This is a genomic window from Sporacetigenium mesophilum DSM 16796 (assembly GCF_059569055.1).
This window is the reverse complement of record NZ_JCANUR010000024.1, coordinates 1-26,057: the sequence shown is the minus strand read 5'-3', so window position 1 is coordinate 26,057 and position 26,057 is coordinate 1. Positions and strand designations below refer to the sequence as shown.

The window sequence follows — 26,057 nt, the reverse complement described above, 5'->3', positions numbered from 1 at the left end:
CGTACGGAATGGATAAGCGCTGAAAGCATCTAAGCGCGAAGCCGACTTTGAGATAAGATTTCCCACCGTAAGGGTAAGACCCCAGGAAGACTACCTGGTTGATAGGTTCAAGGTGTAAGTTCAGTAATGGATTTAGCTTATGAATACTAATAGGTCGAGGACTTGACCAATAATATGCTGTTTAGTTTTTAGTGTGCTAACACTATAAATAAGATTATGTGGTTACTATAGCAAAGAGGATACACCTGTTCCCATTCCGAACACAGAAGTTAAGCTCTTTAGCGCCGATGGTACTTGGTGGGAAGCTGCCTGGGAGAGTAGGACGTAGCCGCGTAGTCTTTTTATTTTTTCACTTTAATGGTATAATAGTATATAGCTTATACTTTTTATGGGGAGGAGATATAAGATGAGTTTAAGAGAATTGTTTAAAAGTGGAATATCATTTGCAGAAGTATTAAATAAATCAGATGAACCTTATAGAAATAAATGTGAAGAAATAATGAATAAGATAAAGTTAGATGAAACTACATTAAACAAGATAAAATCTATAAAAAAGAAAGTTAATATATTAGCATTTGCAGAAATATGGTGTCCAGACTGTCAAATAAATCTACCTGCTGTTGATGTTATAGCTAGAAATAATGATAATATTGACTTTAAAATAGTTCCTAGAGAAGGCAATGAAAGCTTCATGGAAACATACAAAATAGATGGAAAAGTAAAAATACCTACACTAATTATAATGGATGAAGATTTCAATGAGATGGGGTCATTTATAGAAGTACCTCAAATAATTAGAGATGTAATAAATAGAGGAAATCAGGTAGAATTAATAGTTGCAAAACGAGAATATAGAAATGGAAAATATATCATAAATAGTATTGAAGAAATTTTAGATATTGTAACAAAAAAAGATGTGTTTATATAAACACATCTTTTTTGTTACAAGGATATTTTTCTGCTTAAGCATAAGCTAAGTCTATTTTTAGAATTCTAGAAAGTTCTTTTATAAATCTTTCATTTTCGTGTCTTAATCCTATAGATACTCTTATATATGTACTTCCCATAGGTCTAACTATAACACCGTTTTTTTGTAATTCATTAAATACGCTACTTGCATCTTGACCTACATCTAAAAATATGTGATTTGCTTCAGATTGGCAATACTTTATATTCATTTTATCAAATTCACTATAAAGATACTCTTTTCCACACTTATTAACATCATAAGATTCTTTTAGAAAGGCCTCATCTTCTAATGAAGCTATAGCAGCAACTTGAGCTAAACTATTAACATTAAAAGGTCCCCTTATTTTATTAATATTAGATATTATATCCTCATGAGCTATAGTGTATCCTACTCTTAATGCAGCTAAGCCGTAAGCTTTAGAAAAAGTTCTAAGAATTACCAAGTTAGGATACTTCTCTATTAAACTTTCACTGTTCATCATATAATCATCTCTTGTAACATACTCTCTATAAGCCTCATCTAAAACAACTATTACACTAGAAGGGACATTATCTAATAAGTCTATAACTTCAGAAGTAGGAATTGCAGTCCCTGTTGGATTATTAGGATTACATATGTATATTAACTTTGTTTTGTCCGATACAGCTTTTGTCATAGCATCAAGGTCATGAGTAAAATTATTTAGTGGAACTACAACGGGTTTACCACCCATCATCTTGCATGTAGAAAAATATCTAGGAAATGTTATATCAGCCATTATGACTTCATCGTCTTTATCTATAAATGTTTTTGCTAATTGATCTACCATTTCGTCTGAACCACTTGATGGAATAACTTGTTCAACTTTTATATTATATTTTTGTGCCAATTTCTCTCTTAAAGAAGTTGAATTCCCATCTGGATATAAACTAAGAGAATCTAAAGCATTTATGATTGCTTCTTTAGCCTTAGGAGAATAACCTAAAGGATTCTCGTTAGATGCTAACTTAATAACATCACTTAAGTTATATTCCTTCATTACTTCTTCTATTGGTTTCCCAGGAACATAAGGAACTAAATCATTCAATTCATTTCTAAATTTAAAATTCATATAATAATACCCCCTGATAATATTAAAAAATAAAATATAACTTACAAATTAATAATATCACTAAAATATTATTAAATAAATAGAATATTGGAAAAAATATGAAAACATTATCTACATAATACAAATTTATAGTATTAAATAGACACAACATACCATATAAATTATTAAAGCCTTGTTAAATATTCAAAAACTTTGTTAAGGTGGGTGTTTATATGAGAGTCTATAATAGTGATAAAATAAGAAATGTAGTTATTTTAGGTCATAGTGGTTGTGGAAAGACAAATCTATTAGAGGCAATAATGTTTAATAGTAAGCTATCTAATAGGATAACTAAACCAAATGAAGCAATTAATATGACTTATAGTATGGGGTTAATACCTATAGAGCATAATGGCTACAAGTATAATTTTTTAGACACACCTGGATACTTTGACTTCCATGGAGAAGTAGTTTCTGCTATGACAGCATCTAATGGAGCCGTTATAGTTGTAGATGGAACTACAGGAATAGAAGTCGGTACAGAAAAAGCTTTCGAAATGACTGATGGAAACACACCTAGAATTATATTTATAAACAAAATGGATAATGAAAAAGCTGACTACAACAAAGTAATAGGTCAATTAACAAATAGATATGGAAAAAATATTGTACCTTTTAATATGCCTGTATATGATGGTCAGAAATTGGTTGATATTTTAAATATACTTGAAGATAAGGCTGAATTAGAAAATAATTTACAGGATCAAATAAATCCTATAAAAGATAATTTATTTGAATTAATAGCAGAAACTGACGATGAGCTACTAGATAAGTATTTCTCAGGAGAAGAATTTACACCTGAAGATGTACATAAGGGTATTAGTAAAGCTGTGTCTAGTGGATACATAATACCTGTAATATGTGGATCAACTATTAATAATTTAGGAACAAATGCGTTACTAGATATGATAGGAAATTATATACAAAACCCAATACAAGAAAGTGATGATAAATTCAAAGGCGTGGTATTTAAAACTATAGTGGACCCATTTGTAGGAAAGATATCATATGTAAGAGTATTACAAGGAGAGTTAGGTAAAGACTCTGAAATATTTAATACAAATAAGTCTCGAAAAGAAAAGGCTTATCATATATACACAATGAGAAATAAGGAACAAATAGAGCTGGAAAAGGCTGTTGCAGGCGATATAATAGTTTTAAATAAATTAAATGAAACACAAACAGGAGATACATTATCAGCTGATATTAACGATGAACCTATAGTAGATATATCATTCCCAAAACCTCAGATATATTTTGCAATAGAGCCTAAAAATAAAGGCGATGAAGAAAAGATAGGAGCAGGACTTCATAAATTAGTTGAAGAAGATCCAACTATACATTGGTATAGAAACACAGAGACAAAACAAACATTAGTAGGAGGGCAAGGGGAATTACACATTAACTCCATTAAAAGTAAATTAAAAGATAAATTTGGCGTAGATGTAAATTTAGGAGATATAAAAGTAGCTTATAGAGAAACTATAAAGTCTAAAGTAGATGTACAAGGAAAGCATAAAAAGCAATCTGGAGGCCATGGGCAGTATGGAGATGTAAAAATAATATTTGAGCCAGGAAATGAACACTTTACATTTGAAGAAAATATATTTGGTGGTTCAGTTCCTAAGCAATATATCCCTGCTGTTGAAAAAGGACTTAGAGAATCCTTAGAATCAGGAGCCTTAGCAGGATACCCTGTTACAAATATAAAGGCTACTTTATATGATGGTTCTTATCATGATGTAGATTCGTCTGAAATGGCGTTCAAAATGGCAGCCAATGCAGCATTTAAAAAGGGTATGGAAATAGCAAGGTCCGTATTACTAGAACCTATAATGAATTTAAAAATTGTAGTTCCAGAAGAGTATATGGGTGATGTTATAGGAGATGTTAACAAAAGAAGAGGAAGAATACTAGGTATGGAACCTGATGAAAAAGGAAACCAAGTAATATATGCTCAAGCTCCTCAAGCTGAAACATTCAGATATGCAATAGATTTAAGATCTATGACTCAAGGTAGAGGTTATTTTGAGATGGAATTTGAAAGATATGAAGAAATTCCATCTAACTTAGCATCTAAAATAGTAGAAGAAGCAAAGACAAAAAATAAATAGGTTATTTATAATGAACTCCAAGCATAGCTTGGAGTTTTATTATTTAGAATAAATTAAATTTATTTAGAAAAAATAAAAAAATACATATTTTTAAGAAAAAAATAATAAAAAATAGCCCAAAACAAGTCAAAATTGGGTTTTGAAAAATAAATAAATGAATATATAATAATAGTCAAAGAAAGTCAATAAATAAAAAATAAGGTGGTTCGCATGTCATCTATATCAAATATAATTGAAGAATTTATAAAAAATCTTATGAAAGAAGAAAATACAATACAAATACAAAGAAATGAATTAGCCAACTTGTTCAATTGTGCTCCATCCCAAATAAACTATGTATTAACAACTAGATTTACTATAGAAAAGGGATATCATATAGAAAGTAGAAAAGGCGGAGGCGGGTATGTACAAATAGCTAGGTTTAATCGAAATAAAGTTGGATATATATTAAATATTATTAATGAAAAATTAAACAATGAAATTTCGTTTAGAGAAGCTAAAAATATAGTAGATGGATTGTATGAGATGAATACCATAACTCATAGAGAGTCACAAATTATTTTGAATTCAATAGACGATAAAACTCTTAATATACCTATAAAGGGAATCAAAGAAAAAATTAGAGCCAATATTTTAAAAAGTATATTAGTAGGTATATTAAATTCAAAGGGGTGATTTAAATGTTATGCGATAAGTGCAATAAAAATGAAGCTATTGTTCATTATACTGAAATAATAAATGAAAAAAAGAGAGAGGTACATTTGTGTAATGAATGTGCTTCAAATGAAAAAGGAATAAACTTTAACTTTGATTTTGACTTGCCATTTTCTATTAAAGACATATTTTCAAGCTTATCATATACAACAAAAAGTGATGAACTTATTAATACAAAACAATTAACTTGCCCTAAATGTAATAGTACCTACAAAAATTTTAGAGATACAGGTAGACTTGGTTGTGATCAATGCTACCTAACATTTAAGGAACAAGTAGTTCCTATAATACAAAAAATACATGGATATACTGATCATATAGGTAAGGTACCTAAAAAATCAGGAGCTAAGTTAAGGATGAAAAATAAAATAAGAGGTCTAAGAATAGAACTAAATAAATGTATACAAACTGAAGAGTTTGAAAAAGCTGCGCAAATAAGGGATGAAATAAAATCACTTGAAAGAGATATAAACGATTAGGGGGCGTTAATGTGAATGATGATAAGTCAATTATAAGTTCTAGAATAAGACTTGCTAGAAATTTAGTTAGTTATTCTTTTCCTAATGAGTCTACCAAAGAAGAATGTGAGAAGGTAATAACCTTAGTTAAAGATGCAATAATAAAAAGCAATACAGTTCTAAAAGATGAATTTGAATTTTATAAAATGAGTGATTTAAGTGAAATAGATAAACAATCTATGATAGAAGAACATCTAATAAGTATGGATTTATCGAATAACCAATGTGGAGCTGTTTTGATAAAAAAAGATAAAACAGTAACTATAATGATAAATGAAGAAGACCATATAAGAATACAAACATTAGAAGATGGAATTAAGTTAGATAAGGCTTGGGATATGGCTGACAAAATTGATGATATATTAGAAGTAAATTTGAATTATGCATTTCATGAAAACTTAGGGTATTTGACAGCATGTCCAACTAACACAGGTACGGGAATGAGAGCTTCTATAATGGTACACCTACCTGCATTGACAGAATTAGGATATATAGATGAAGTTTTAAAACTTTCAGGCCAGTTAGGTCTAGCTGTAAGAGGGATGTATGGTGAAGGTTCTGACTCTTCAGGCTGTATATATCAAATGTCAAATCAACTTACATTAGGAAGAAGAGAACAAGAAACTGTAGAAAATGTAATAGGTATGGCTAATCAAATAATAAATAAAGAATTATATGCAAGAGAGTTATTAAAAAGTAAATTAGGGATAAAATTAGAAGATAGAATATTTAGATCTTTGGGTATACTTAAAAATGCTAGAACAATAGATACAAGTGAAGCTATAAAGCTATTGTCTAATTTAAAGTTAGGAGTAGAAATGGGTTATATAAGCGATATAACAACAAGAGAGATTGATAAATTGATGGTAGATGTTCATCCTGGGCATCAATCGAAAATATATAAGTCAAATGACTATACTAAACGTGACGTAAATAGAGCTATCTACTTGAGAAAATCACTTGGTATATAGGAGGTATATATTATGATAAATAAATTTACAGAGAGAGCTAAAAAGGCCATAGATTTAGCCTTTAATGCTGCTAAGGAGTTAGGACATGAAGTAGTTGGAAGTGAGCATATATTACTAGGTTTATTACAAGAAAAAGAGGGAATAGCAGCAAAGGTTTTAAATAGTCTAGGAATAAGTGAAGATTATATAAAAAATAAGATAATTGAAATAGAAGGACAAGGAAGTTCTAGCTTAGGAGAAATATCATTAAGTCCTAGAAGTAAGAGAATACTAGAGTTAGCAGGAATGTTTGCTAATACATTAAAAACTAGTTATATAGGAACAGAACATATATTATTAGGCCTTATACAAGAAGGAGAAGGGATAGGACCTAAAATATTACTACATGCAGGACTTGATACTAAAGCGGTTGCGCAGCAGGTTGTAAATATGATGGGTATAGAATTAAACACAAACCAACCTCCAAAAGGTACCTACAATAAAGAAAATTCAAACATAAATGCTCCAACTTTAGAGAAATATGGAAGAAATTTAACTATATATGCTAAAGAAGGAAAATTAGATCCTGTTATAGGAAGAGATGAAGAAATTCAAAGAGTTATACAGATACTGAGTAGAAGAACAAAAAATAATCCTGTACTAATAGGTGACCCAGGAGTAGGAAAGACAGCTGTCATAGAAGGGCTAGCATCTAAGATATCTATAGGTGATGTTCCAGAAATATTAAAGGATAAAGTTGTATATACATTGGACTTAGGTTCTATGCTTGCAGGAGCTAAATATAGAGGAGAATTCGAAGAAAGAATAAAAAATGTAGTAGATGAAGTAACTAAGTCTTCAAGAATAATACTATTTATAGACGAATTACACACAATAGTAGGAGCGGGGTCTTCTGGAGAAGGGGCCATGGATGCATCCAACATACTAAAACCTGCACTAGCTAGAGGTGAGGTACAAATTATAGGAGCAACTACTATTGAAGAATATAGAAAGTATATAGAAAAAGATGCAGCTTTGGAAAGAAGATTCCAACCTGTAAAAGTGGGAGAACCAAGCAAAGAAGATACAATTAAAATTTTGGAAGGATTAAGAGACAAGTATGAAGCACATCATAAAGTAAAAATCACTGATGATGCTATAAAAGCTGCTGTGGATTTATCTGTTAGATATATAACAGATAGATATTTGCCAGATAAAGCTATAGATTTAATAGATGAATCAGCATCAAAGGTTAAATTAAAAGAAAATACTACTCCAAAAGAATTAAAAGAATTAGAAGATAAATTAGAATTTATATCTAAAGAAAAAGAAGAAGCAGTTAGATGCCAGGACTTTGAAAAGGCTGCGAAAATAAGAGATGAAGAAGCCGAGATAAAAGAGAAGTTAAATAACCTAAAAGAGAATTGGAGAAGTTCTTCTAAATCTTCGGATGTAGTCGACCCTGAAGTTATAGCTGAAGTAGTAGGTTCGTGGACAGGAATACCTGTAACTAGATTAGTTCAAGAAGAAAGCGAAAAACTACTAAACCTAGAAAAAATATTACACAATAGAGTTATAGGTCAAGAACAAGCAGTTGAATCTATATCTAAATCAATAAGAAGAGCAAGAGCAGGACTTAAAGATCCAAAGAGACCAATAGGCTCGTTCTTATTCTTAGGACCTACAGGTGTAGGTAAGACAGAGTTATCTAAGGCTTTGGCAGAGGTTCAATTTGGAGATGAAAATTCTATTATAAGAATAGATATGTCTGAATATATGGAAAAACATTCTGTTTCTAGATTAGTTGGATCTCCTCCAGGATATGTAGGCCATGATGAAGGAGGACAATTAACAGAAAAGGTTAGAAGAAAGCCGTATTCAGTGATCTTATTTGATGAAATAGAAAAAGCTCACCCTGATGTATTTAATATATTACTTCAAATATTAGATGATGGAAGGTTAACTGATTCTAAGGGAAGAACTGTTGATTTCAAGAACACAATAATAATAATGACATCAAATGTGGGAGCTCATACAATATCTAAACAAAGAACATTAGGATTTAGTTCTAATAAAGATAATAAACAAGAAGAAAAATCAAAATATGAAAAAATGAAAGAAAATATAATGTCTGAATTAAAACAAAAGTTTAGACCAGAATTCCTAAATAGAATTGATGATATGATAGTATTCCATTCTTTAAATGAAGAACATATAGGAAAAATAGTAAAATTAATGACTAAGGATGTTATATCTCGATTAAAAGATATGAATATAAACTTAGAATTAAGTGAGGACGCAATAAAATTATTAGCTAAAGAGGGTTTTGACCTTGATTATGGAGCTAGACCTTTAAAAAGAGCAATACAAAAGAAATTAGAAGATAACTTATCTGAAGAAATATTAAAAGGAACAATAAAAAGTGGAGATACAGTCTTAGTTAAAGAAAAAGATGGAGAAATAATATTTGAAAATAAAAGTAATTTATAATAATAAGGGCTCGTATGAGTCCTTTATTATTAAATATTAATTCAATAATAAATACACATTAAATACACATTTTCTTCCAGTGATTGTGTTAAAATAATAGTATAATTAATGTCAAGGGTGATTAAATGGCGAAGATAAAAACTAAATATGTATGTCAAGAGTGTGGATATGAAAATTCTAAATGGTTAGGTAAATGCCCTGAATGTGAGAATTGGAATACATTTATAGAAGAGATAGAAGATAAAAAGTCATCTAAAGAAATATTCTCTATAGATAAAAATTCAGCAAAGCCAGTAAGCATAAACTCTTTAGAGGTAAAAGGAGAAGAAAGATTTTCAACTGATATAAATGAGCTTGATAGAGTCCTAGGTGGCGGTATAGTTAAAGGATCTCTAGTTTTAGTAGGAGGAGATCCAGGTATAGGTAAATCTACTTTGTTAATTCAAGTATCAAATAATGTATCACAAGGTGGAAAAAAGGTACTGTATATATCTGGAGAAGAATCTATATATCAGATAAAGATGAGAGCAAAAAGATTGGGTATAAATTCAGATAATTTATATGTGCTAGCAGAAAATAATCTGAATATAATAGAGGGATACTTAGAGAATATAAAACCAGATTTAATAATAGTAGATTCTATACAGACTGTATTTAGCCCGGAAATAACCTCAGCTCCAGGAACTGTTAGCCAAGTAAGAGAAGGAACATCTAGGTTTATGAAAATATCTAAAAAAATAGGTATATCAACCTTTATTGTTGGGCATGTAACAAAAGAAGGATCACTAGCTGGTCCAAAACTTTTAGAGCATATGGTGGATACAGTTTTATATTTTGAAGGAGAAAGATTTAATACCTATCGTATGATAAGAGCAGTAAAAAACAGGTTTGGGTCAACTAATGAATTAGGAGTTTTTGAAATGAGGGATGTAGGACTTGTGGAACTAGAAAATCCATCAAAAATACTAATATCTGAAAAACCAAAAGGCGTATCAGGATCAGTCATTGTAGCCACTGTAGAAGGAACAAGACCTATGCTTTTAGAACTTCAAGCATTAGTAGCACCTACAAGTTTTGGAATACCTAAAAGAGCAGCTACAGGAGTAGATTATAACAGAGTAGGTCTTCTTATGGCTGTTTTAGAAAAAAGGGTAGGAATGCAAATACAAAATCAAGATGTTTATATAAATGTAGTTGGAGGAATAAAAGTAAATGAACCAGCTATGGATCTAGGAATAGCAGTATCTATAGCATCGAGTTTTAGAAATATAGAAATAGATGAAAAAACTGTAGTTATAGGAGAAGTAGGATTAACAGGAGAGGTAAGAGCTGTTAGTTTTATTGATAAGAGAATAATAGAATGTAAAAAGCTAGGATTTAAAAAAATAATAATACCAAAAAGCAATTACAATTTACTTGAGGACATTAAGGGAGTAAATATATGGCCTGTAGAAAATGTAAGAGAAGCAATTAATGTAGCACTGGAGGCGCATAATTAATGAGAGATACGTTTTTACAAAATAAGAGTTCTCTTCAAACATTAAAAATGATAGCTCCTGGGACATTATTAAGGTTAGGCCTAGAAAATGTATTAAGAGCTAAAACAGGAGGGTTAATAGTTATAGCAAGTAGTGATGACGTTATGAATATTGTAGATGGAGGATTTAATATAAACTCAGATTATTCTCCTGCTCACTTATATGAACTTGCTAAAATGGATGGTGCAATAGTATTAAGTTCAGATCTTAAAAAAATAATTTATGCTAATGCTCAATTGATACCAGATTATTCTATACAAACCTCAGAAACAGGAACAAGGCACAGAACTGCTGAAAGGGTAGCGAGGCAAACTAATTCAATTGTTATATCTATATCTCAAAGAAGAAATATAATAACAGTGTATCAAGGAGATAAAAAATATGTAGTTGAAGAAACTTCAAAAGTATCTACAAAGGCTAATCAGGCACTACAAACACTAGAAAAATATAAAGCTGTTCTTGACCAGGCAATGATAAATTTAAATGCATTGGAATTTAAGGATTTAGTAACATTGTATGATGTAGCTATAGTCATCCAAAAAATGGAAATGGTTATGAGAATAGTAGATATAATAGAAAAATATATAATAGAACTAGGAAATGAAGGATTACTAGTTAGCATGCAGCTAGAAGAGTTAATAGGGAATGCTAAAAGAGAAGAGCATAAGGTATTTATTGACTATAGAAGAGGAGATATTACATTTGAAGGCTTTAAAAAGAAAATAAGGTGCTTATCTTCTGAAGAATTAATAGATTTAGGCAATATGGCAAGACTTCTTGGTCATGTAGGTTTCTCAGAAAATATGGATATGCCAATAAAAACAAAAGGATATAGGATTTTAAATAAAATACATAGACTTCCATCTGGTATAATAGAAAATCTAGTAAGTTACTTCCAAGATTTTCAAAATATACTTATGGCTTCTATAGAAGAACTTGATAATGTTGAAGGTATAGGTGAAATAAGAGCTAAACATATAAAAAATGGACTTATAAAAATGCAACAGTTAGTTTTAATAGATAGGCATATATAAATTTATAAAAAAAAGAGGCTTATAAGCCTCAATATTATAATAAACTGAATATACCAAGTGTTTTTAGTTTTGAACTTTCCTTTTTTAATACATCTTCAAGTTCAATATTTAATAAGTTACATATAGCTGTTATATAGAATAGATGAGTACCTAGTTCTTCTTCTATTTTTTCTCTACAGTGTTTGCACAATGAGCCACTTATGTGACTATCCATATATTTTGATAAATCAGCAAATGTTATATCATTTGGTATATCTTGTTTTTTAGCATTGATTTCTATACATCCACAAGAAGTTACAGATTTTACTATTGCTCTATTTATTTTGGCATTACTTTCTGCTGACTTAGACACTATATCAAGTACACTTTTGTGTCTTAGTAAAGATTCGTCAACTTGACTTTTAAAGTCTGAGAAATTGAAATTTGACATTATTTTATCACCTCACCTTATAGATTATTATAATATTAAACTATACCTTGGTCAATTACATAAGATATATCATATTATAATATTATTGTTAAATATAAAATGAAAACTTTAGGTGAAGTAGTCTGGCAAACTAGAAAATAGGTTGAGATAATAGAGTATATAGCTTATAATATTAAAAAACGTAGTGTAGGGGGTGACGATTTGGTACTCAGAATAATACGCGGCTTAATTGGGTTAGTTGGAGTAACGACAGGTGTCGCCACTTACTTTTCTGTAATTAAGACTTTTCCGCAATATGTATTAGATTCAGGTTTAAAAGTAATAATAGGTTCTATAGTAGCTGGGTTAGTATTAGGACTAATATTTTATATAATAGCTCCTTGGATCATAAATGGTATAAAATTGTTAGTAGGAGTTATTGATAAAGAAATATCTAAATATCCATCTGGGGATATATTACTAGGGTCTATAGGACTTATAATAGGTTTGCTTATAGCATATCTTATAAGCCAATTATTAATGTCTATACAAATACCTATATTGGGAGGAACTTTAGCAGTTATAACCTATGGCATAATGGGATATTTGGGAATTAATATAGCATTAAAAAACAAAGATGAAATAGTTAATATGAATCCTCTAAATAGATTATCTAGTACTTTAAAAGAAAAGGCATCGAAAAAAGATAATAGTAGAATACCGCCAAAAATACTAGATACTAGTGTAATAATAGATGGTAGAATTGCAGATATATGTAGAACTGGATTTATAGAAGGTAAGCTTATAATCCCCTCTTTTGTATTAGCAGAGCTAAGACATATAGCAGATTCATCTGATGATTTAAAAAGAGTAAGGGGAAGAAGAGGTTTAGACATATTAAATATAATACAAAAAGAACTTAATATAGAAGTGGAAATAAGTGAAAGAGATTTTGACGATATATCAGAGGTAGATACTAAACTATTAAAGCTAGGTCAGGTATTAAATGGTAAGGTAGTAACTAATGATTATAATTTAAATAAAGTAGCTCAATTTCAAGGCGTAGAGGTTTTAAATATAAATGAATTGGCCAATGCCATAAAACCAGTAGCGATTCCTGGAGAAGAAATGGTAGTTCAAGTTGTAAAAGAAGGAAAAGAATCAAATCAAGGAATAGCATATTTAGATGATGGAACTATGATAGTAGTTGATGGTGGTAAAAAGCACATGGGAGAAACTATTAATGTATTAGTAACATCTGTACTACAAACTCCTGCAGGTAGAATGATATTTGGGAAACCAAAGTTTAGTTAGTATAATAAAAGTCTTCAATATGTAAAATTGAAGGCTTTTTTGGTTACAAAGAAATTATAACGAGGTGATTAAATGAATAGTGTTATTATAGTAGCTGCTGGTACTGGAAGTAGAATGAATATGGATATAAATAAGCAGTTTATAAAAATATATGATAAGGAAGTTGTATCATATACAATAGATGCCTTTTACAATAATGACAGCATAGATGAAATAATAGTGGTTATAAGAGAAGATGAAGAACAGTTTTTCGTGAAACATATAATAAATAAGTATATGTATAAAAATATAAAAATAGCCCATGGTGGAAAAGAAAGACAAGATTCTGTTTATAATGGATTGAAAAAAGTAAATGCTAATTGTAATATAGTTATTATACACGATGGAGCTAGACCATTTATAAGAAGTGGAATCATAAATGAATCTATAAGAGAAGCTAATTCAAATAATGCAGTAGTTGTTGGAGTCCCAGTAAAAGACACTATAAAAGTTGTTAATAGTGATAATATAATAAAAGATACCCCTGATAGGAAGTATCTATGGGCGGTTCAGACACCACAGGTATTTAATTATAAATTATTAATGGATGCTTATGAAAATGCTTATAATAAAGGTTATTATGGAACTGACGATGCAATGCTAGTAGAATACTTAGGACAAGAAGTTAAAATGATAATGGGATCTTATGAAAATATAAAAATAACTACTAAAGAAGATATAAATTTTGGAGAACAGATACTGAGGAAAAAATAAGGAGGATATTATGAGAGTTGGAATAGGATATGACGTACATAAATTAGTAGAAAATAGAAAGTTAATAATAGGTGGAGTAGATATACCAAATAATAAAGGCCTTTTAGGACATTCAGATGCAGATGTTTTGTTACATGCTATTATGGATTCAATATTAGGGGCATTAGCATTAGGTGATATAGGAAAGCACTTCCCTGATAATGATGAAAAATATAAAGGCGCAGATAGTATTAAATTATTAGAATATGTATATAATTTAATACATAATAAAGGATATAAGGTAAATAATATAGATTGTACTATAATAGCTCAAAAACCAAAGATGGCTCCCTACATACATGAAATGAGAGTAAATATAGCTAATACATTAAACATATCTATAGATGATATAAATGTAAAAGCTACTACAGAAGAAGGATTAGGATTTACGGGAAGAGAAGAAGGAATATCAGCACAATCTATATGTTCTATTATACATATTGACAATAATTAGTATTTAATATAAAATTATTAATAAATTTAGATAAGTTCAAAAGCTATGAAGAGAAATAGTAAAAAAATAATGCTTCACAGAGAAGAAACATATGGTGAGAGTTTCTAAGTTGAATTTTTTGAACCAATCTCAGAGTTTAAGAACGGTAAAAAGTTCTTACGGTAGGGACCGTTATATCCCATCAAGTGAGCTTTATGCTAATTAGAGTGGTACCGCGGAATAATACCTTTCGTCTCTATTTTGAGATGAGGGGTTTTTTTATTACAAATTTTTAACTATACAATATGGAGGGGTACGTTTATGGCAAAGAAAAATAAGCAATTTGTTGAAGAAATAACGCCAATGGAAGTTGATTTTCCACAATGGTATACAGATGTTATAACAAAGACTGATTTGGTTGATTATTCACCAGTAAAAGGATTTATGGTTATAAAGCCATATGGATATGCAATATGGGAAAGTATCCAATCGTTCTTAGACAATAGATTCAAAGAAACAGGACATAAGAACTGCTATTTCCCATTATTAATACCAGAAAGTTTGTTAACTAAAGAAGCTGAGCACGTAGAAGGTTTTGCTCCAGAAGTTGCTTGGGTAACTCATGGTGGACATAAAGAATTAGAAGAAAGATTATGTGTAAGACCTACATCTGAAACAATAATATGTTCTATGTACTCTAAATGGCTAAAATCATATAGAGATCTTCCATACCTATACAATCAATGGTGTTCAGTTGTTAGATGGGAAAAGTCTACTAGACCATTTTTAAGAACATCTGAGTTTTTATGGCAAGAAGGTCACACTCTTCATGAAACTAAAGAAGAAGCTGAAAAAGAGACATTACAAATGCTTGGCATATACAAAGAAATGTGTGAAAACTTATTGGCTATACCTGTTGTTACAGGGCAAAAAAGTGAAAATGAAAAGTTTGCTGGTGCTGAAGACACATATACTATAGAAGCATTAATGCATGACGGTAAGGCACTTCAATCAGGAACTAGTCACTTCCTAGGGCAACATTTTACTAAAGCATTTGATATAAAATATTCTGATAGAGATGGTAATTTAGCTAATCCATACCATACTTCTTGGGGCGCATCAACTAGACTTATAGGTGGACTTATAATGACTCATGGAGACAACAGAGGTTTAGTATTGCCACCAAGAGTTGCTCCAACACAAGTTGTTATAGTACCTATAGCAGCTCACAAAGGAAACGTTATGGAAAAAGTTGATGAAATACATGCATCTTTAAAATCTATGGGTATAAGAGTAGAAGTTGATGATAGAGACAGTTATTCTCCAGGATGGAAGTTCAATGAGTGGGAAATGAAAGGTGTTCCTGTTAGATTAGAAATAGGACCAAAAGATATAGAAAACAATCAAGCTATGGCATTTAGAAGAGACTTATTAGAAAAGGATGCTATATCTTTAGATAACATAGAAGAAACAGTAGTTAATTTATTGGATAATATACACGAGACTATGCTAGAAAAGGCTAGAGATATGAGAGAAAAGAAAACTTATGTAGCTCACAATATGGATGAATTCAAAAAGATAATAGAAGAAACTCCAGGATTCATTAAAGCTATGTGGTGCGGAGATTCTGAATGTGAAGCGAAAATAAAGGAAGAGACTGGTGCAACAATAAGATGTCTTCCTTTTGAACAGGAAAACTTAGGTAATAAATGTGTATGTTGCGATAAAGAAGCTAATAAGATGGCATATATAGCAAAGGCATATTAAAATTCGCGACCCTCATGTCGCCAACGACCTTGAGAAGCAGGTCTGTTGCTCAAGTTTATTAGTTGGAAATTATAACTTGCCTACAGAACAGATAAGTTATAATTTCCTATAGATTATAAAAAGCTTCCATTTTGGAAGCTTTTTTGAATATAAAATAAAGGGGGATAATTATGTTTTTTGCAACTTATTTATTAGCAAATAATGAGAACATAGGTATATTAACTGATGATAAAAATAGAGTAATACCTATAGAGTATATATTTAATAAAATTGACAAAAAAACACCTAAAGATATGAATGAACTTATAGATGTAATGGATGATAGCTTATACAACGAAATAAAAGTTATATTACAAAAAAAGTTAGAAAGTATAGATATAAACAACATAAAACTTTTAGCTCCTATACCATACCCAAGAAGAAATATATTTTGTCTTGGAAAAAATTATTTTGAACATATGAAAGAGTTAAGTAATACAGATTTAAAAAATAAAGAAGATATAAAGTATCCTATATATTTTTCTAAGATAGCTAACCCTGCAATAGGTAATAATGATGATATTACTTATAATCCTAATGTAACAAATAGGGTAGATTATGAGGTAGAGCTTGCTGTTATAATAGGAATGACTTGTAGCAATATAAAACCTGATGAAGCTAAAAATTATATATTTGGATACACGATAGTAAATGATATCTCAGCTAGAGATATTCAAACTAATCATATACAGTGGTTTAAGGGAAAATCTCTTGATACATTTTGTCCTATGGGGCCTTATATAGCCTATAAGGACGTGATAAACTATCCTGTAAAGTTAAATATATCTTGTAAGGTTAATGGAGAAATGAGACAAAACTCTAATACGGAAAAAATGATGTTTGATATAGATTATATAATAAGTGATCTATCTAAAGGTATAACATTAAATCCTGGAGATATAATTATAACAGGAACACCAGAAGGCGTAGGGCTAGGATTTAAACCACCTAGGCTTTTAAACAATGGGGATGTAGTAGAATGTGAAATAGAAGGAATAGGAAAGCTAATAAACAACGTAAGATGTAATTATTAATAGTCAAAAGGGGTGTAATATGAAATTAATAGATACATATATTAAGACATATAAAGAATGTCCTATTGAAGTAGATTACAATAGTATGAAAACATTATATAGATCAGGGTTTCTAAAGTACAACGAAAGTAGTAATTACTCTTATACTCCCATAGGTAGATTATTTTTTGATCAACTTGTAAATTATATAAATAATAACATTTCAAATTACTTAGATATAGATTCAAATAATGAAGAAATATTAGATTTATATATTAATGACCTAAAATCATATAAAGAACTGCCAATTAATATAAGATACAAATATAAAGAACATAATAATGGTTATAAATTGAGAAGTGGTCTGTTTAATTCCAAAAATGAAAACATATTAAAGTTAATAGCTATAGATTCAAAAGAAAATATAGACAAAACCTATGATGATATAAATTTAAAAATAGGTAATTTATTAAATAACATAAATATAAATTACAAAAAAACATCAAATAATAATAATACAAAATATATATACACAACTAATAATCCACTGAAAGATATGATTTTATGTGGTAAATGTGGATATTTTGACATAAGAGAAGATGCTATTTCTATGCCAAATAAGGATTTATCCACAGAAGAAATAAAAAATAAAGAAGAGATTTATACACCAAACATAGGTAAGATACAGGATTTAGAGGCGTTTTTAGATGTTCCACAGCATAAGTTAATAAAGACATTATTATTCAATATAAATAATGAAATAGTAGCTGTATTATTAAGAGGGGATAGAAGTATAAATCTAAATCTTCTCGCTAAGTATTTAGGTATAAATAAAGAAGAAATAAATATGGCATCAGAAAATGATGTAAAAAAAGTCACTAACGCAGAAATTGGATTTGCAGGACCGATAAATTTAAAAAATGTAAAAAGTATATATGCAGATGAAGAAGTAATAAGTATAAGAAATGCTGTTGTAGGTGCTAATAAAACAGATTATCATATAAAAAATGCAAACTATAATGTTGATTTTCATGTAGATTATATAGATAACTTCAAAGAAGCAGATAAAAAACATAATTGTGTACAATGTGGTGGAGATTTGGATATAATACAAGGAGTCAATATAGTTGATATAAATATAATAAGAAAAGATAATAAATATTTAGATTGTAATGGTAAAGAACAAAATCTGTATACTTTAGATGTAAAATTTTATCTAGATAGATTATTTTTAGCTATTGCTGAAGAAAATAATGATGATATAGGTATAAAGTGGCACAAAGATATAAGTTATTTTGATTATGAAATAATAATTGGAAATATAAAAGATGATAATCAAAACAAAGTAGCTAGTAATCTATATAATAGCCTTTTACAAAAAGGATATAGTGTATTGTTAGATGATAGAAATGAAAGAATAGGATCAAAATTTAAAGACAGCGAACTTATGGGAATACCTGATGTTATAGTTGTAGGTAAAGACATAGAAGATAACTTAATAGAAGTAAGAAATACTTATAATAGGGAAAAGAAAAAAATAAACTTGCAAGATAGTACTTTGTTCTAATAATATTATAGTTATAGTTAAATACATATTAGGAGGTAACAGAAGATGAGCGTAAGAGTAAGATTTGCTCCAAGTCCAACTGGATTTGTTCATATAGGTAGTTTAAGAACAGCTCTATATAACTATTTATTTGCTAAAAAAATGGGCGGAGAGTATGTTTTAAGGGTAGAAGACACAGATCAATCTAGATTAGTAGAAGGTGCTATAGAAAACATGTTAAATGCCATGTCATGGTCAGGAGTTAACCATGATGAAGGTGTTATGTTAGATGAAAATGGTAATATAGTTCAAAATGGACAATACGGACCTTATATACAATCTCAAAGACTACATATATACAAAGAATATATACAAGAACTTTTAGATAAGGGACATGCATATTATTGTTTTTGTTCTAAAGAAAGAATAGATAAAGTTAGAGAAATACAAAAATCAGAAGGAAAGATACCTAGATACGATGGATTCTGTAGAGGGCTATCTAAAGAAGAGGTTGAGCAAAAAATAGCTAATGGCGAGTCGTATGTAATAAGATTAAAACTACCATCAAATAAAGAAATAAAGTTTAATGATATAGTAAGAGGCCATGTTTCTATAAATTCAAATGATATGGATGACCAAGTTTTAATGAAATCTGATGGGTTTCCAACATACCACTTTGCAGTAGTTATAGATGATTATTTAATGAAAATAACTCATGTTATAAGAGGAGAAGAGTGGCTACCGTCAACTCCAAAACATGTTTATTTATACGAGGCATTTGGTTGGGAAGCTCCAACGTTTGTACATCTTCCAAACATACTTAATACAGAAAAGAAAAAGTTAAGTAAGAGACAAGGAGATGTAGCTGTTGAAGATTTCAACAAAAAAGGATATCTACCAGAAGGATTAGTTAACTATGTTGCTTTAGTTGGTTGGTCTCCTGAAGATAATAAAGAATTATTCAACATGGAAGAATTAGAACAAGCCTTTTCTCTAGAAAGAGTATCTAGAAGTGGTGGAGTATTTGATACAGATAAATTAAATTGGGTTAATCAGCATTATATAAAAGATGCATCAGATGAATATATAACAGATCTTTCAATACCGTTTTTAATAGAATCAGGATATATAACTGAAGAAGATGCAAAAGAAAAATATGAATGGATAAAATCTATGGTTCATATAGTTAAAGAAGGACTACCTTTTGTAAAAGAAATAACTAATAAAGTCGGCATATTCTTTGGAGATAATGTAGAATTAGAAGATGCTGAATGCAGAGAGTTCCTAGAGCTTGAACATATACCTACTTTAATAAATGTTTTAGAAGAAAAAATTTCTAATACAGAAGAAGTTAATGAAGCTTTTGTAAAGGGGATGTTCAAAGAAATACAAAAAGAACATGGAATAAAAGGCAAGAATTTATTTATGGGAACTAGGATTATACTGACTGGACAAATGCACGGGCCTGAGATACCTCTTGTGTTATCTGTTTTAGGGAAAGAAAGATGTTTAAGTAGAATATCATACGTAAAGAATAATATATTAAAATAATTTGAAAAAGCCTGCTATTATAGCGGGCTTTTTTGTAGTAATTTGATGAAAAATTCTAACTAATTATATAAAGGAATTAATGCAAAAAAATTTAATATTATATAAAGAAAAGGTTAATATTTTTTTGTTTTTTTGTTTTTTATTAGATTTTCAGGGGGAGAAAGTATGTATAATGATATTGAGGAAATAAAATCAGAGCTAAAACAATTATGTACGGATTATGTTGACATACTAGAGAGAATGAAACAGGAAAAAATTATATCAGAAGAAGTTTACAATGAATGTACATCTAAAAAAATATTTTTTTTAGAAGATTAGTAATAAAAAAGAATCTGCCTGAATATATTTAGGAGATTCTTTTTTAATTTCAAGGGTATAATAATATTATTTACATAGATTTTAAAAATACAATAAATAATGTATAATAAAATACATAGCAGTTCTGGAAATATATAACTAATAATGAGGTGATAAAAGTGAAGTTATACAATACATTAACTAGAAAGAAAGAAGAATTCGTACCTTTAGAAGAGGGAAAGGTAAAGATGTACGTGTGCGGTCCAACTGTATACAATTTCTTCCACATAGGAAATGCAAGACCTTTTATAATATTCGATACTTTTAGAAGATATTTAGAATATAGAGGATATGAGGTAATATATGTTCAAAACTTTACGGATGTAGATGATAAAATTATAAATAGGTCACATGAAGAAGGAATAACTCCAGATGAAGTTGCAGATAAGTATATAGAAGAATACTTCAAAGATGCTGATGGTTTAGGTATAAAAAGAGCTTCAGTTCATCCAAGAGTTACGGATAATATAAATCAAATAATAGACTTTGTTAAAGACTTAGAAGAAAAAGGATTTGGATATGAAGTAGATGGAGATGTTTACTTTAATACTCAGAAGTTTAATGGATATGGTAAACTTTCTAAACAAAATCAAGAAGAATTAGAAGCTGGTTCTAGAATAGAAGTTAATGATAAAAAGAAACATCCAATGGATTTTGTATTATGGAAATCAAAAAAAGAAGGAGAACCTGGATGGGATAGTCCTTGGGGTGAAGGTAGACCAGGCTGGCACATAGAGTGTTCTGTAATGTCATGCAGACATCTAGGTGAAACTATAGATATCCATGCTGGAGGACAAGATTTAACATTCCCACATCATGAAAATGAAATAGCTCAAAGTGAAGCTAGAAATGGTAAAACATTTGCTAGATACTGGATACACAATGGATACATAAATATAAACAATGAAAAGATGAGTAAATCAAAGGGCAATTTCTTTACAGTAAGAGATATATCAGAAGAATATGATTTAGAAATCGTAAGATTCTTTATGTTATCTGCTCACTATAGAAATCCTGTTAACTTCAGTGATGAAATGTTAATGCAATCTAAGGCAGGCCTAGAGAGACTTTATAATACTAAAGAAAAATTAGAATTTACGTTAAAGAACTTAAAAGAATCTAACATCAACCAAGAATTAAAATCTGAAGAAAAAGAAGCTATAAATCATGTGAAACTATATAAGCAAAGATTTATAGAATCTATGGATGATGATATAAACACAGCTGATGCTATAAGTATTATATTTGAATTAGCTAAATTTATAAATACTAATGTTAATGAAGATTCTTCAGTTGAGTTTACTCAAGAATGTTATGATATGTTTGTTGAGTTAACACAAGTTTTAAATATTGTAAATAAAGAAGAAGATAAAGGATTAGATGAAGAAATAGAAAATCTTATAGAACAAAGAGAAAAGGCTAAAAAAGAAAAAAATTATTCGCTAGCAGATGAAATAAGAAAAAAGTTATTAGATATGGGAATAGTACTAGAAGATACTAGACAAGGAACTAAATGGAAAAGGGTATAACAATGGATAGTGTACAAATTAAAACTATATCTCCCTTAGTTCTCGCTTATATTGGAGATGCTGTATATGAATCTTATGTTAGAGAATGTTTAGTTTATAAAAACCCCCATATGAAAGTAAATGACTTACATAAGAAAACTATAAAATATGTAAGGGCTAAGTCTCAAGCAAATATAGCAAATGAACTTATAACAGAATTAACTGAAGATGAAATGAATGTATTTAAAAGAGGAAGAAATCAAAAATCAAATACGGTTCCTAAAAATGCAGATATACTTGATTATAGACATGCCACTGGATTTGAAGCTTTATTAGGATATCTTCATTTGATTAACGATAATGATAGATTAAAATATATAATAAATAAAAGTATACAAATAGTAGAAAATAATATTGAAGGTACTTAATAATAAGGTTGATATTTTTATTAAAAATATCAACCTTTTTTATGTTATAAAAACAAAAATCAAATTATGGGTTATAATAAAAGGTATAAATAAAAATATTATTAATATTAGGTGGTGGATCAATTGGCGAACGTAGAAGGAAGAAATCCTGTAATAGAAGCGCTAAAAAATGAAAGAAGTATAGAAAAAATATTAATAGCAAATTCAGCAAAAGAAGGTTCTATTAATAAAATAATAGGTATGGCTAAAGAAAAAAATATAATAATACAGTATGTAGATAAAAGAAAATTAGATGAAATTAGCGAAAGTCATTCTCATCAAGGCGTTATAGCAATGGTTTCTGAGTATGAATATTATGAATTAGAAGATTTAATTCAAATTCCAAAACAAAAAGGTGAAGATCCATTTTTTATAATACTAGATGAAATAACAGATCCTCATAATCTAGGTTCTATAATAAGAACAGCAGACGCAGTAGGGGCACACGGAGTTATAATTCCTAAGAGAAGATCTGTTCATATAACTCCTGTAGTTACTAAGGCATCTGCTGGAGCAGTTGAATATGTACCTGTATGCAAAGTTACAAATATAGTAAATACTATAAAAACATTAAAAGAAGAAGGCCTATGGATAGCAGCAGCTGATATGGATGGAGGAGACTTCTATAAACAAAACCTAAAAGGTCCTATGGGAATAGTTATAGGAAGTGAAGGTTTTGGCATATCTAGATTGGTAAAGCAAAATTGTGACTTTACAGTTAAAATGCCTATGGTAGGTAATGTAACATCATTAAATGCATCAGTTGCTGGAGGAATATTATTATATGAGATATTTAGACAAAGGATAGGGTCTAAGTAGTGATTAGAAATGCGAAAGAATATCTTATTGTAGATGGGTACAATATAATAAATGCTTGGGATGAATTAAAAAAATTAGGAAAAGAAGATCTAGAAGGTGCAAGAGAGAAACTAATAGATAATATAATAGAATATTCTTCTTATACAGGAGCAAAATCTATAATTGTATTTGATGCGTATCAAGTGAAGAATTCAAAAGAAAAAATAGAAGAAAGAAAAAACACAACTATAGTTTATACTAAAGAACATCAAACGGCAGATAGCTACATAGAAAAATTCATAGGAAAGCTATCTAAGTATGACATAATAAAGGTTGCTACTAATGACTACGCAGAACAACAAATTATATTAGGCAAGGGTGCTACTAGAATATCTGCTAGAGAACTTAAGTTAGATATTATCTCTATTAAGAATAAAATAAAATCTAAAACAAATTCGACAAATATTCAAAGAAATGCCTTAGAAAGTTTTTTAGATGAAGAAACTTTGTCGAAACTTGAGAAGATTCGTAGAAACCGTTGAAATTACTAAATTTGTTAAATATAATGGATTTATGAAGTTTACGTAGGGGGAGATAATGTGTTAGTAGCAAAAGAAAAAGAATATTATGGATTAGGTGAAGCGGTAGAAGATGAAAGTGAAATAGTACTAAGAGCTAACCAAGGAGATATATTTGCACTAGAATATATTATCAAGAAATATAAAAATTTTGTTAAATCTAAAGCTAAATCATATTTTTTAATAGGTGCAGACAAAGAAGATATAATTCAAGAAGGTATGATTGGACTATATAAAGCTATAAGAGATTTTGATGCTAGTAAGACTGCTTCTTTTAAGTCTTTTGCAGAACTTTGTATAACAAGACAAATAATAACAGCAATAAAAACTGCCACAAGGCAAAAACATATACCTTTAAATTCATATGTATCCTTAAATAAACCTATATATGACGAAGAGTCTGATAGAACTTTATTAGATATAATAGCCACAAATGTAGTGACAGATCCAGAAGAAATTATAATAAGCAAAGAGGAACTAAAAAATATAGAAGGTAAAATGAATGAATTGTTAAGTGGTTTAGAACAAGAAGTCTTAGAATTATACCTAAATGGAAAATCATATCAACAGATAGCTGATAGACTTCAACGTCATGTTAAATCAATAGACAATGCTCTTCAAAGAGTCAAGAGAAAATTAGAAAAATACCTTGAAAATAGAAGCAATTAATAGTAAAATACTTACCATAAGCATGTCACATGCTTTATGAGTGCCCATGTGGCTCAGGAGGTAGAGCGTCGCCTTGGTAAGGCGGAGGTCGGCGGTTCAAGTCCGCTCGTGGGCTCCATTTATATGTAAAAAAACCAATTAAACTACATAATTTAAAAGAGGAGGAATTTTAAAATGGCTAAAGCTAAATTTGAAAGAAACAAGCCACACGTTAACATAGGAACAATAGGACACGTTGACCACGGTAAAACAACATTAACAGCAGCAATAACTAAAACATTACACGCAAGATATGGATTAGGGGAAGCTGTAGATTTTGCAAACATAGATAAAGCACCAGAAGAAAGAGAAAGAGGAATAACAATATCAACAGCACACGTTGAATATGAAACTCCAAACAGACACTACGCACACGTTGACTGCCCAGGACATGCTGACTACGTTAAGAACATGATAACAGGAGCAGCACAAATGGACGGAGCAATATTAGTTTGTTCAGCAACAGATGGACCAATGCCTCAAACAAGAGAGCATATACTATTATCAAGACAAGTTGGGGTACCATACATAGTAGTATTCCTAAACAAATGTGATGTAGTAGATGACGAAGAGTTATTAGAATTAGTTGAAATGGAAGTAAGAGAATTATTAAGCGAATATGACTTCCCAGGAGATGATACTCCAATAATACAAGGATCAGCATTAAAAGCATTAGAAGATCCATCAAGTGCATGGGGAGATAAAATAGTAGAATTATTCGAAGCAATAGATTCATATGTACCAGAGCCAAGCAGAGCAGTAGACAAGCCATTCTTAATGCCAGTAGAAGACGTATTCTCAATAACAGGAAGAGGAACAGTTGCAACTGGTAGAGTAGAAAGAGGAATAGTAAAAGTTCAAGACGAAGTTGAGTTAGTTGGATTATCAGAAGATCCAAGAAAGTTAGTAGTAACAGGAGTAGAAATGTTCAGAAAGTTACTAGACGAAGCTCAAGCAGGAGATAACATAGGAGCTCTATTAAGAGGTATCCAAAGAGCAGAAATAGAAAGAGGACAAGTATTATCAAAGCCAGGAACAATAAAGCCACACACAAAGTTCACAGCTGAGGTATACGTATTAAAGAAAGAAGAAGGCGGAAGACATACTCCATTCTTCGATGGATATAGACCACAATTCTATTTCAGAACAACAGATGTTACAGGATCTTGTAAGTTACCAGAAGGTATAGAAATGATAATGCCTGGAGATAACGTAACAATGGTAGTAGAATTAATATCACCAATAGCTATAGAAGAAGGATTAAAATTCTCTATAAGAGAAGGCGGAAGAACAGTAGGAGCTGGAGTTGTTGCTACTATA

The 26,057-nt window shown here is 29.8% G+C and carries 24 protein-coding genes, 1 tRNA gene, 2 rRNA genes and 1 other annotated feature; of the genes, 25 read left to right on the top strand and 2 right to left on the bottom strand.

Translation table 11 applies throughout. The features are described 5' to 3' along the window. From BS62_RS13985 to BS62_RS13975, 3 genes are all read left to right on the top strand, one after another. Positions 1–170, top strand: a 23S ribosomal RNA gene (locus tag BS62_RS13985); the annotation flags it as partial. 47 nt (positions 171–217) lie between these two features. Then, positions 218–334 (top strand): 5S ribosomal RNA (rrf, locus tag BS62_RS13980). Positions 335–406: 72 nt separating this feature from the next. Further along, positions 407–928 (top strand): thioredoxin family protein, encoded by a 522-nt coding sequence (locus tag BS62_RS13975; RefSeq protein ID WP_496491890.1) that lies wholly within the window; start codon positions 407–409, stop codon positions 926–928. 34 nt (positions 929–962) lie between these two features. On the opposite strand, the gene hisC is transcribed toward BS62_RS13975, so the two are convergent. Then, a complete protein-coding gene (gene hisC / locus BS62_RS13970) occupies positions 963–2,060 on the bottom strand; it encodes a histidinol-phosphate transaminase (RefSeq protein ID WP_496491889.1) in 1,098 nt (365 codons plus the stop codon). A gap of 212 nt (positions 2,061–2,272) precedes the next feature. Here hisC and BS62_RS13965 point away from each other — a divergent pair, with 212 nt between their 5' ends. The 7 genes from BS62_RS13965 (at position 2,273) to disA (ending at position 11,457) form a co-directional block, all read left to right on the top strand. Next, on the top strand, positions 2,273–4,213 hold the full coding sequence (locus BS62_RS13965) for an elongation factor G (RefSeq protein WP_496491888.1): 1,941 nt from the start codon (positions 2,273–2,275) through the stop codon (positions 4,211–4,213). 210 nt (positions 4,214–4,423) lie between these two features. Continuing rightward, the gene (locus tag BS62_RS13960; protein WP_496491887.1) at positions 4,424–4,888 is read left to right on the top strand and encodes a CtsR family transcriptional regulator; all 465 of its coding nucleotides are present in this window, start codon (positions 4,424–4,426) and stop codon (positions 4,886–4,888) included. A gap of 5 nt (positions 4,889–4,893) precedes the next feature. After that, the gene (locus BS62_RS13955; protein WP_496491886.1) at positions 4,894–5,406 is read left to right on the top strand and encodes a UvrB/UvrC motif-containing protein; all 513 of its coding nucleotides are present in this window, start codon (positions 4,894–4,896) and stop codon (positions 5,404–5,406) included. 11 nt (positions 5,407–5,417) lie between these two features. Then, complete coding sequence (locus BS62_RS13950; protein WP_496491885.1) at positions 5,418–6,416, top strand: protein arginine kinase; 999 nt, start codon at positions 5,418–5,420, stop codon at positions 6,414–6,416. 9 nt (positions 6,417–6,425) lie between these two features. Continuing rightward, complete coding sequence (locus tag BS62_RS13945) at positions 6,426–8,885, top strand: ATP-dependent Clp protease ATP-binding subunit (RefSeq protein ID WP_496491891.1); 2,460 nt, start codon at positions 6,426–6,428, stop codon at positions 8,883–8,885. A 125-nt stretch (positions 8,886–9,010) separates the two neighbouring features. After that, positions 9,011–10,384, top strand: coding sequence for a DNA repair protein RadA (gene radA / locus BS62_RS13940; protein ID WP_496491884.1), 1,374 nt, complete (start codon positions 9,011–9,013; stop codon positions 10,382–10,384). After that, positions 10,384–11,457: a DNA integrity scanning diadenylate cyclase DisA gene (gene disA, locus BS62_RS13935; RefSeq protein WP_496491883.1), complete on the top strand. Its 1,074-nt coding sequence runs from the start codon at positions 10,384–10,386 to the stop codon at positions 11,455–11,457. The genes radA and disA overlap by 1 nt, the downstream gene beginning before the upstream one ends. A 34-nt stretch (positions 11,458–11,491) precedes the next feature. Here disA and BS62_RS13930 read toward each other — a convergent pair whose 3' ends face one another. Next, positions 11,492–11,887 carry a nucleoside triphosphate pyrophosphohydrolase family protein gene (locus tag BS62_RS13930; RefSeq protein WP_496491882.1) on the bottom strand — a complete coding sequence of 132 codons (396 nt, stop codon included), beginning with the start codon at positions 11,885–11,887 and terminating at the stop codon, positions 11,492–11,494. 201 nt (positions 11,888–12,088) lie between these two features. On the opposite strand from BS62_RS13930, the gene BS62_RS13925 reads away from it, so the two are divergent. The 15 genes from BS62_RS13925 to tuf all read left to right on the top strand — a co-directional run. Beyond that, positions 12,089–13,180 (top strand): PIN/TRAM domain-containing protein, encoded by a 1,092-nt coding sequence (locus BS62_RS13925; RefSeq protein ID WP_496491881.1) that lies wholly within the window; start codon positions 12,089–12,091, stop codon positions 13,178–13,180. Positions 13,181–13,252: 72 nt separating this feature from the next. After that, positions 13,253–13,933: a 2-C-methyl-D-erythritol 4-phosphate cytidylyltransferase gene (gene ispD / locus BS62_RS13920; protein ID WP_496491880.1), complete on the top strand. Its 681-nt coding sequence runs from the start codon at positions 13,253–13,255 to the stop codon at positions 13,931–13,933. 10 nt (positions 13,934–13,943) lie between these two features. Beyond that, positions 13,944–14,426 (top strand): 2-C-methyl-D-erythritol 2,4-cyclodiphosphate synthase, encoded by a 483-nt coding sequence (gene ispF / locus BS62_RS13915; protein ID WP_496491879.1) that lies wholly within the window; start codon positions 13,944–13,946, stop codon positions 14,424–14,426. Between the two features lie 36 nt (positions 14,427–14,462). Further along, positions 14,463–14,666, top strand: a binding site (T-box leader). A 60-nt stretch (positions 14,667–14,726) separates the two neighbouring features. After that, the gene (gene proS, locus BS62_RS13910) at positions 14,727–16,172 is read left to right on the top strand and encodes a proline--tRNA ligase (protein WP_496491878.1); all 1,446 of its coding nucleotides are present in this window, start codon (positions 14,727–14,729) and stop codon (positions 16,170–16,172) included. 170 nt (positions 16,173–16,342) lie between these two features. After that, the gene (locus BS62_RS13905) at positions 16,343–17,245 is read left to right on the top strand and encodes a fumarylacetoacetate hydrolase family protein (RefSeq protein WP_496491877.1); all 903 of its coding nucleotides are present in this window, start codon (positions 16,343–16,345) and stop codon (positions 17,243–17,245) included. 19 nt (positions 17,246–17,264) lie between these two features. Then, positions 17,265–18,791 carry a YbaK/EbsC family protein gene (locus BS62_RS13900; RefSeq protein ID WP_496491876.1) on the top strand — a complete coding sequence of 509 codons (1,527 nt, stop codon included), beginning with the start codon at positions 17,265–17,267 and terminating at the stop codon, positions 18,789–18,791. Between the two features lie 45 nt (positions 18,792–18,836). Continuing rightward, positions 18,837–20,321 (top strand): glutamate--tRNA ligase, encoded by a 1,485-nt coding sequence (gene gltX / locus BS62_RS13895; protein WP_496491875.1) that lies wholly within the window; start codon positions 18,837–18,839, stop codon positions 20,319–20,321. Positions 20,322–20,486: 165 nt separating this feature from the next. Then, the gene (locus tag BS62_RS13890; protein WP_496491874.1) at positions 20,487–20,639 is read left to right on the top strand and encodes a hypothetical protein; all 153 of its coding nucleotides are present in this window, start codon (positions 20,487–20,489) and stop codon (positions 20,637–20,639) included. Between the two features lie 158 nt (positions 20,640–20,797). Further along, positions 20,798–22,207 carry a cysteine--tRNA ligase gene (cysS, locus tag BS62_RS13885; RefSeq protein ID WP_496491873.1) on the top strand — a complete coding sequence of 470 codons (1,410 nt, stop codon included), beginning with the start codon at positions 20,798–20,800 and terminating at the stop codon, positions 22,205–22,207. Next, on the top strand, positions 22,192–22,614 hold the full coding sequence (locus tag BS62_RS13880; protein WP_496491872.1) for a Mini-ribonuclease 3: 423 nt from the start codon (positions 22,192–22,194) through the stop codon (positions 22,612–22,614). The genes cysS and BS62_RS13880 overlap by 16 nt, the downstream gene beginning before the upstream one ends. A 123-nt stretch (positions 22,615–22,737) precedes the next feature. Next, on the top strand, positions 22,738–23,472 hold the full coding sequence (gene rlmB / locus BS62_RS13875; RefSeq protein WP_496491871.1) for a 23S rRNA (guanosine(2251)-2'-O)-methyltransferase RlmB: 735 nt from the start codon (positions 22,738–22,740) through the stop codon (positions 23,470–23,472). After that, entirely contained in the window at positions 23,472–23,993 is a 522-nt protein-coding gene (locus BS62_RS13870; RefSeq protein ID WP_496491870.1) for an NYN domain-containing protein, read from the top strand. Before rlmB ends, BS62_RS13870 begins: the two co-directional genes overlap by 1 nt. A gap of 57 nt (positions 23,994–24,050) precedes the next feature. Continuing rightward, entirely contained in the window at positions 24,051–24,698 is a 648-nt protein-coding gene (gene sigH, locus BS62_RS13865) for an RNA polymerase sporulation sigma factor SigH (RefSeq protein ID WP_496491869.1), read from the top strand. 42 nt (positions 24,699–24,740) lie between these two features. Further along, a tRNA-Thr gene (locus BS62_RS13860) sits at positions 24,741–24,816 on the top strand. Between the two features lie 56 nt (positions 24,817–24,872). Then, positions 24,873–26,057 (top strand): elongation factor Tu (gene tuf, locus BS62_RS13855; protein WP_496491868.1); only part of this gene is annotated, 1,185 nt, incomplete at its 3' end.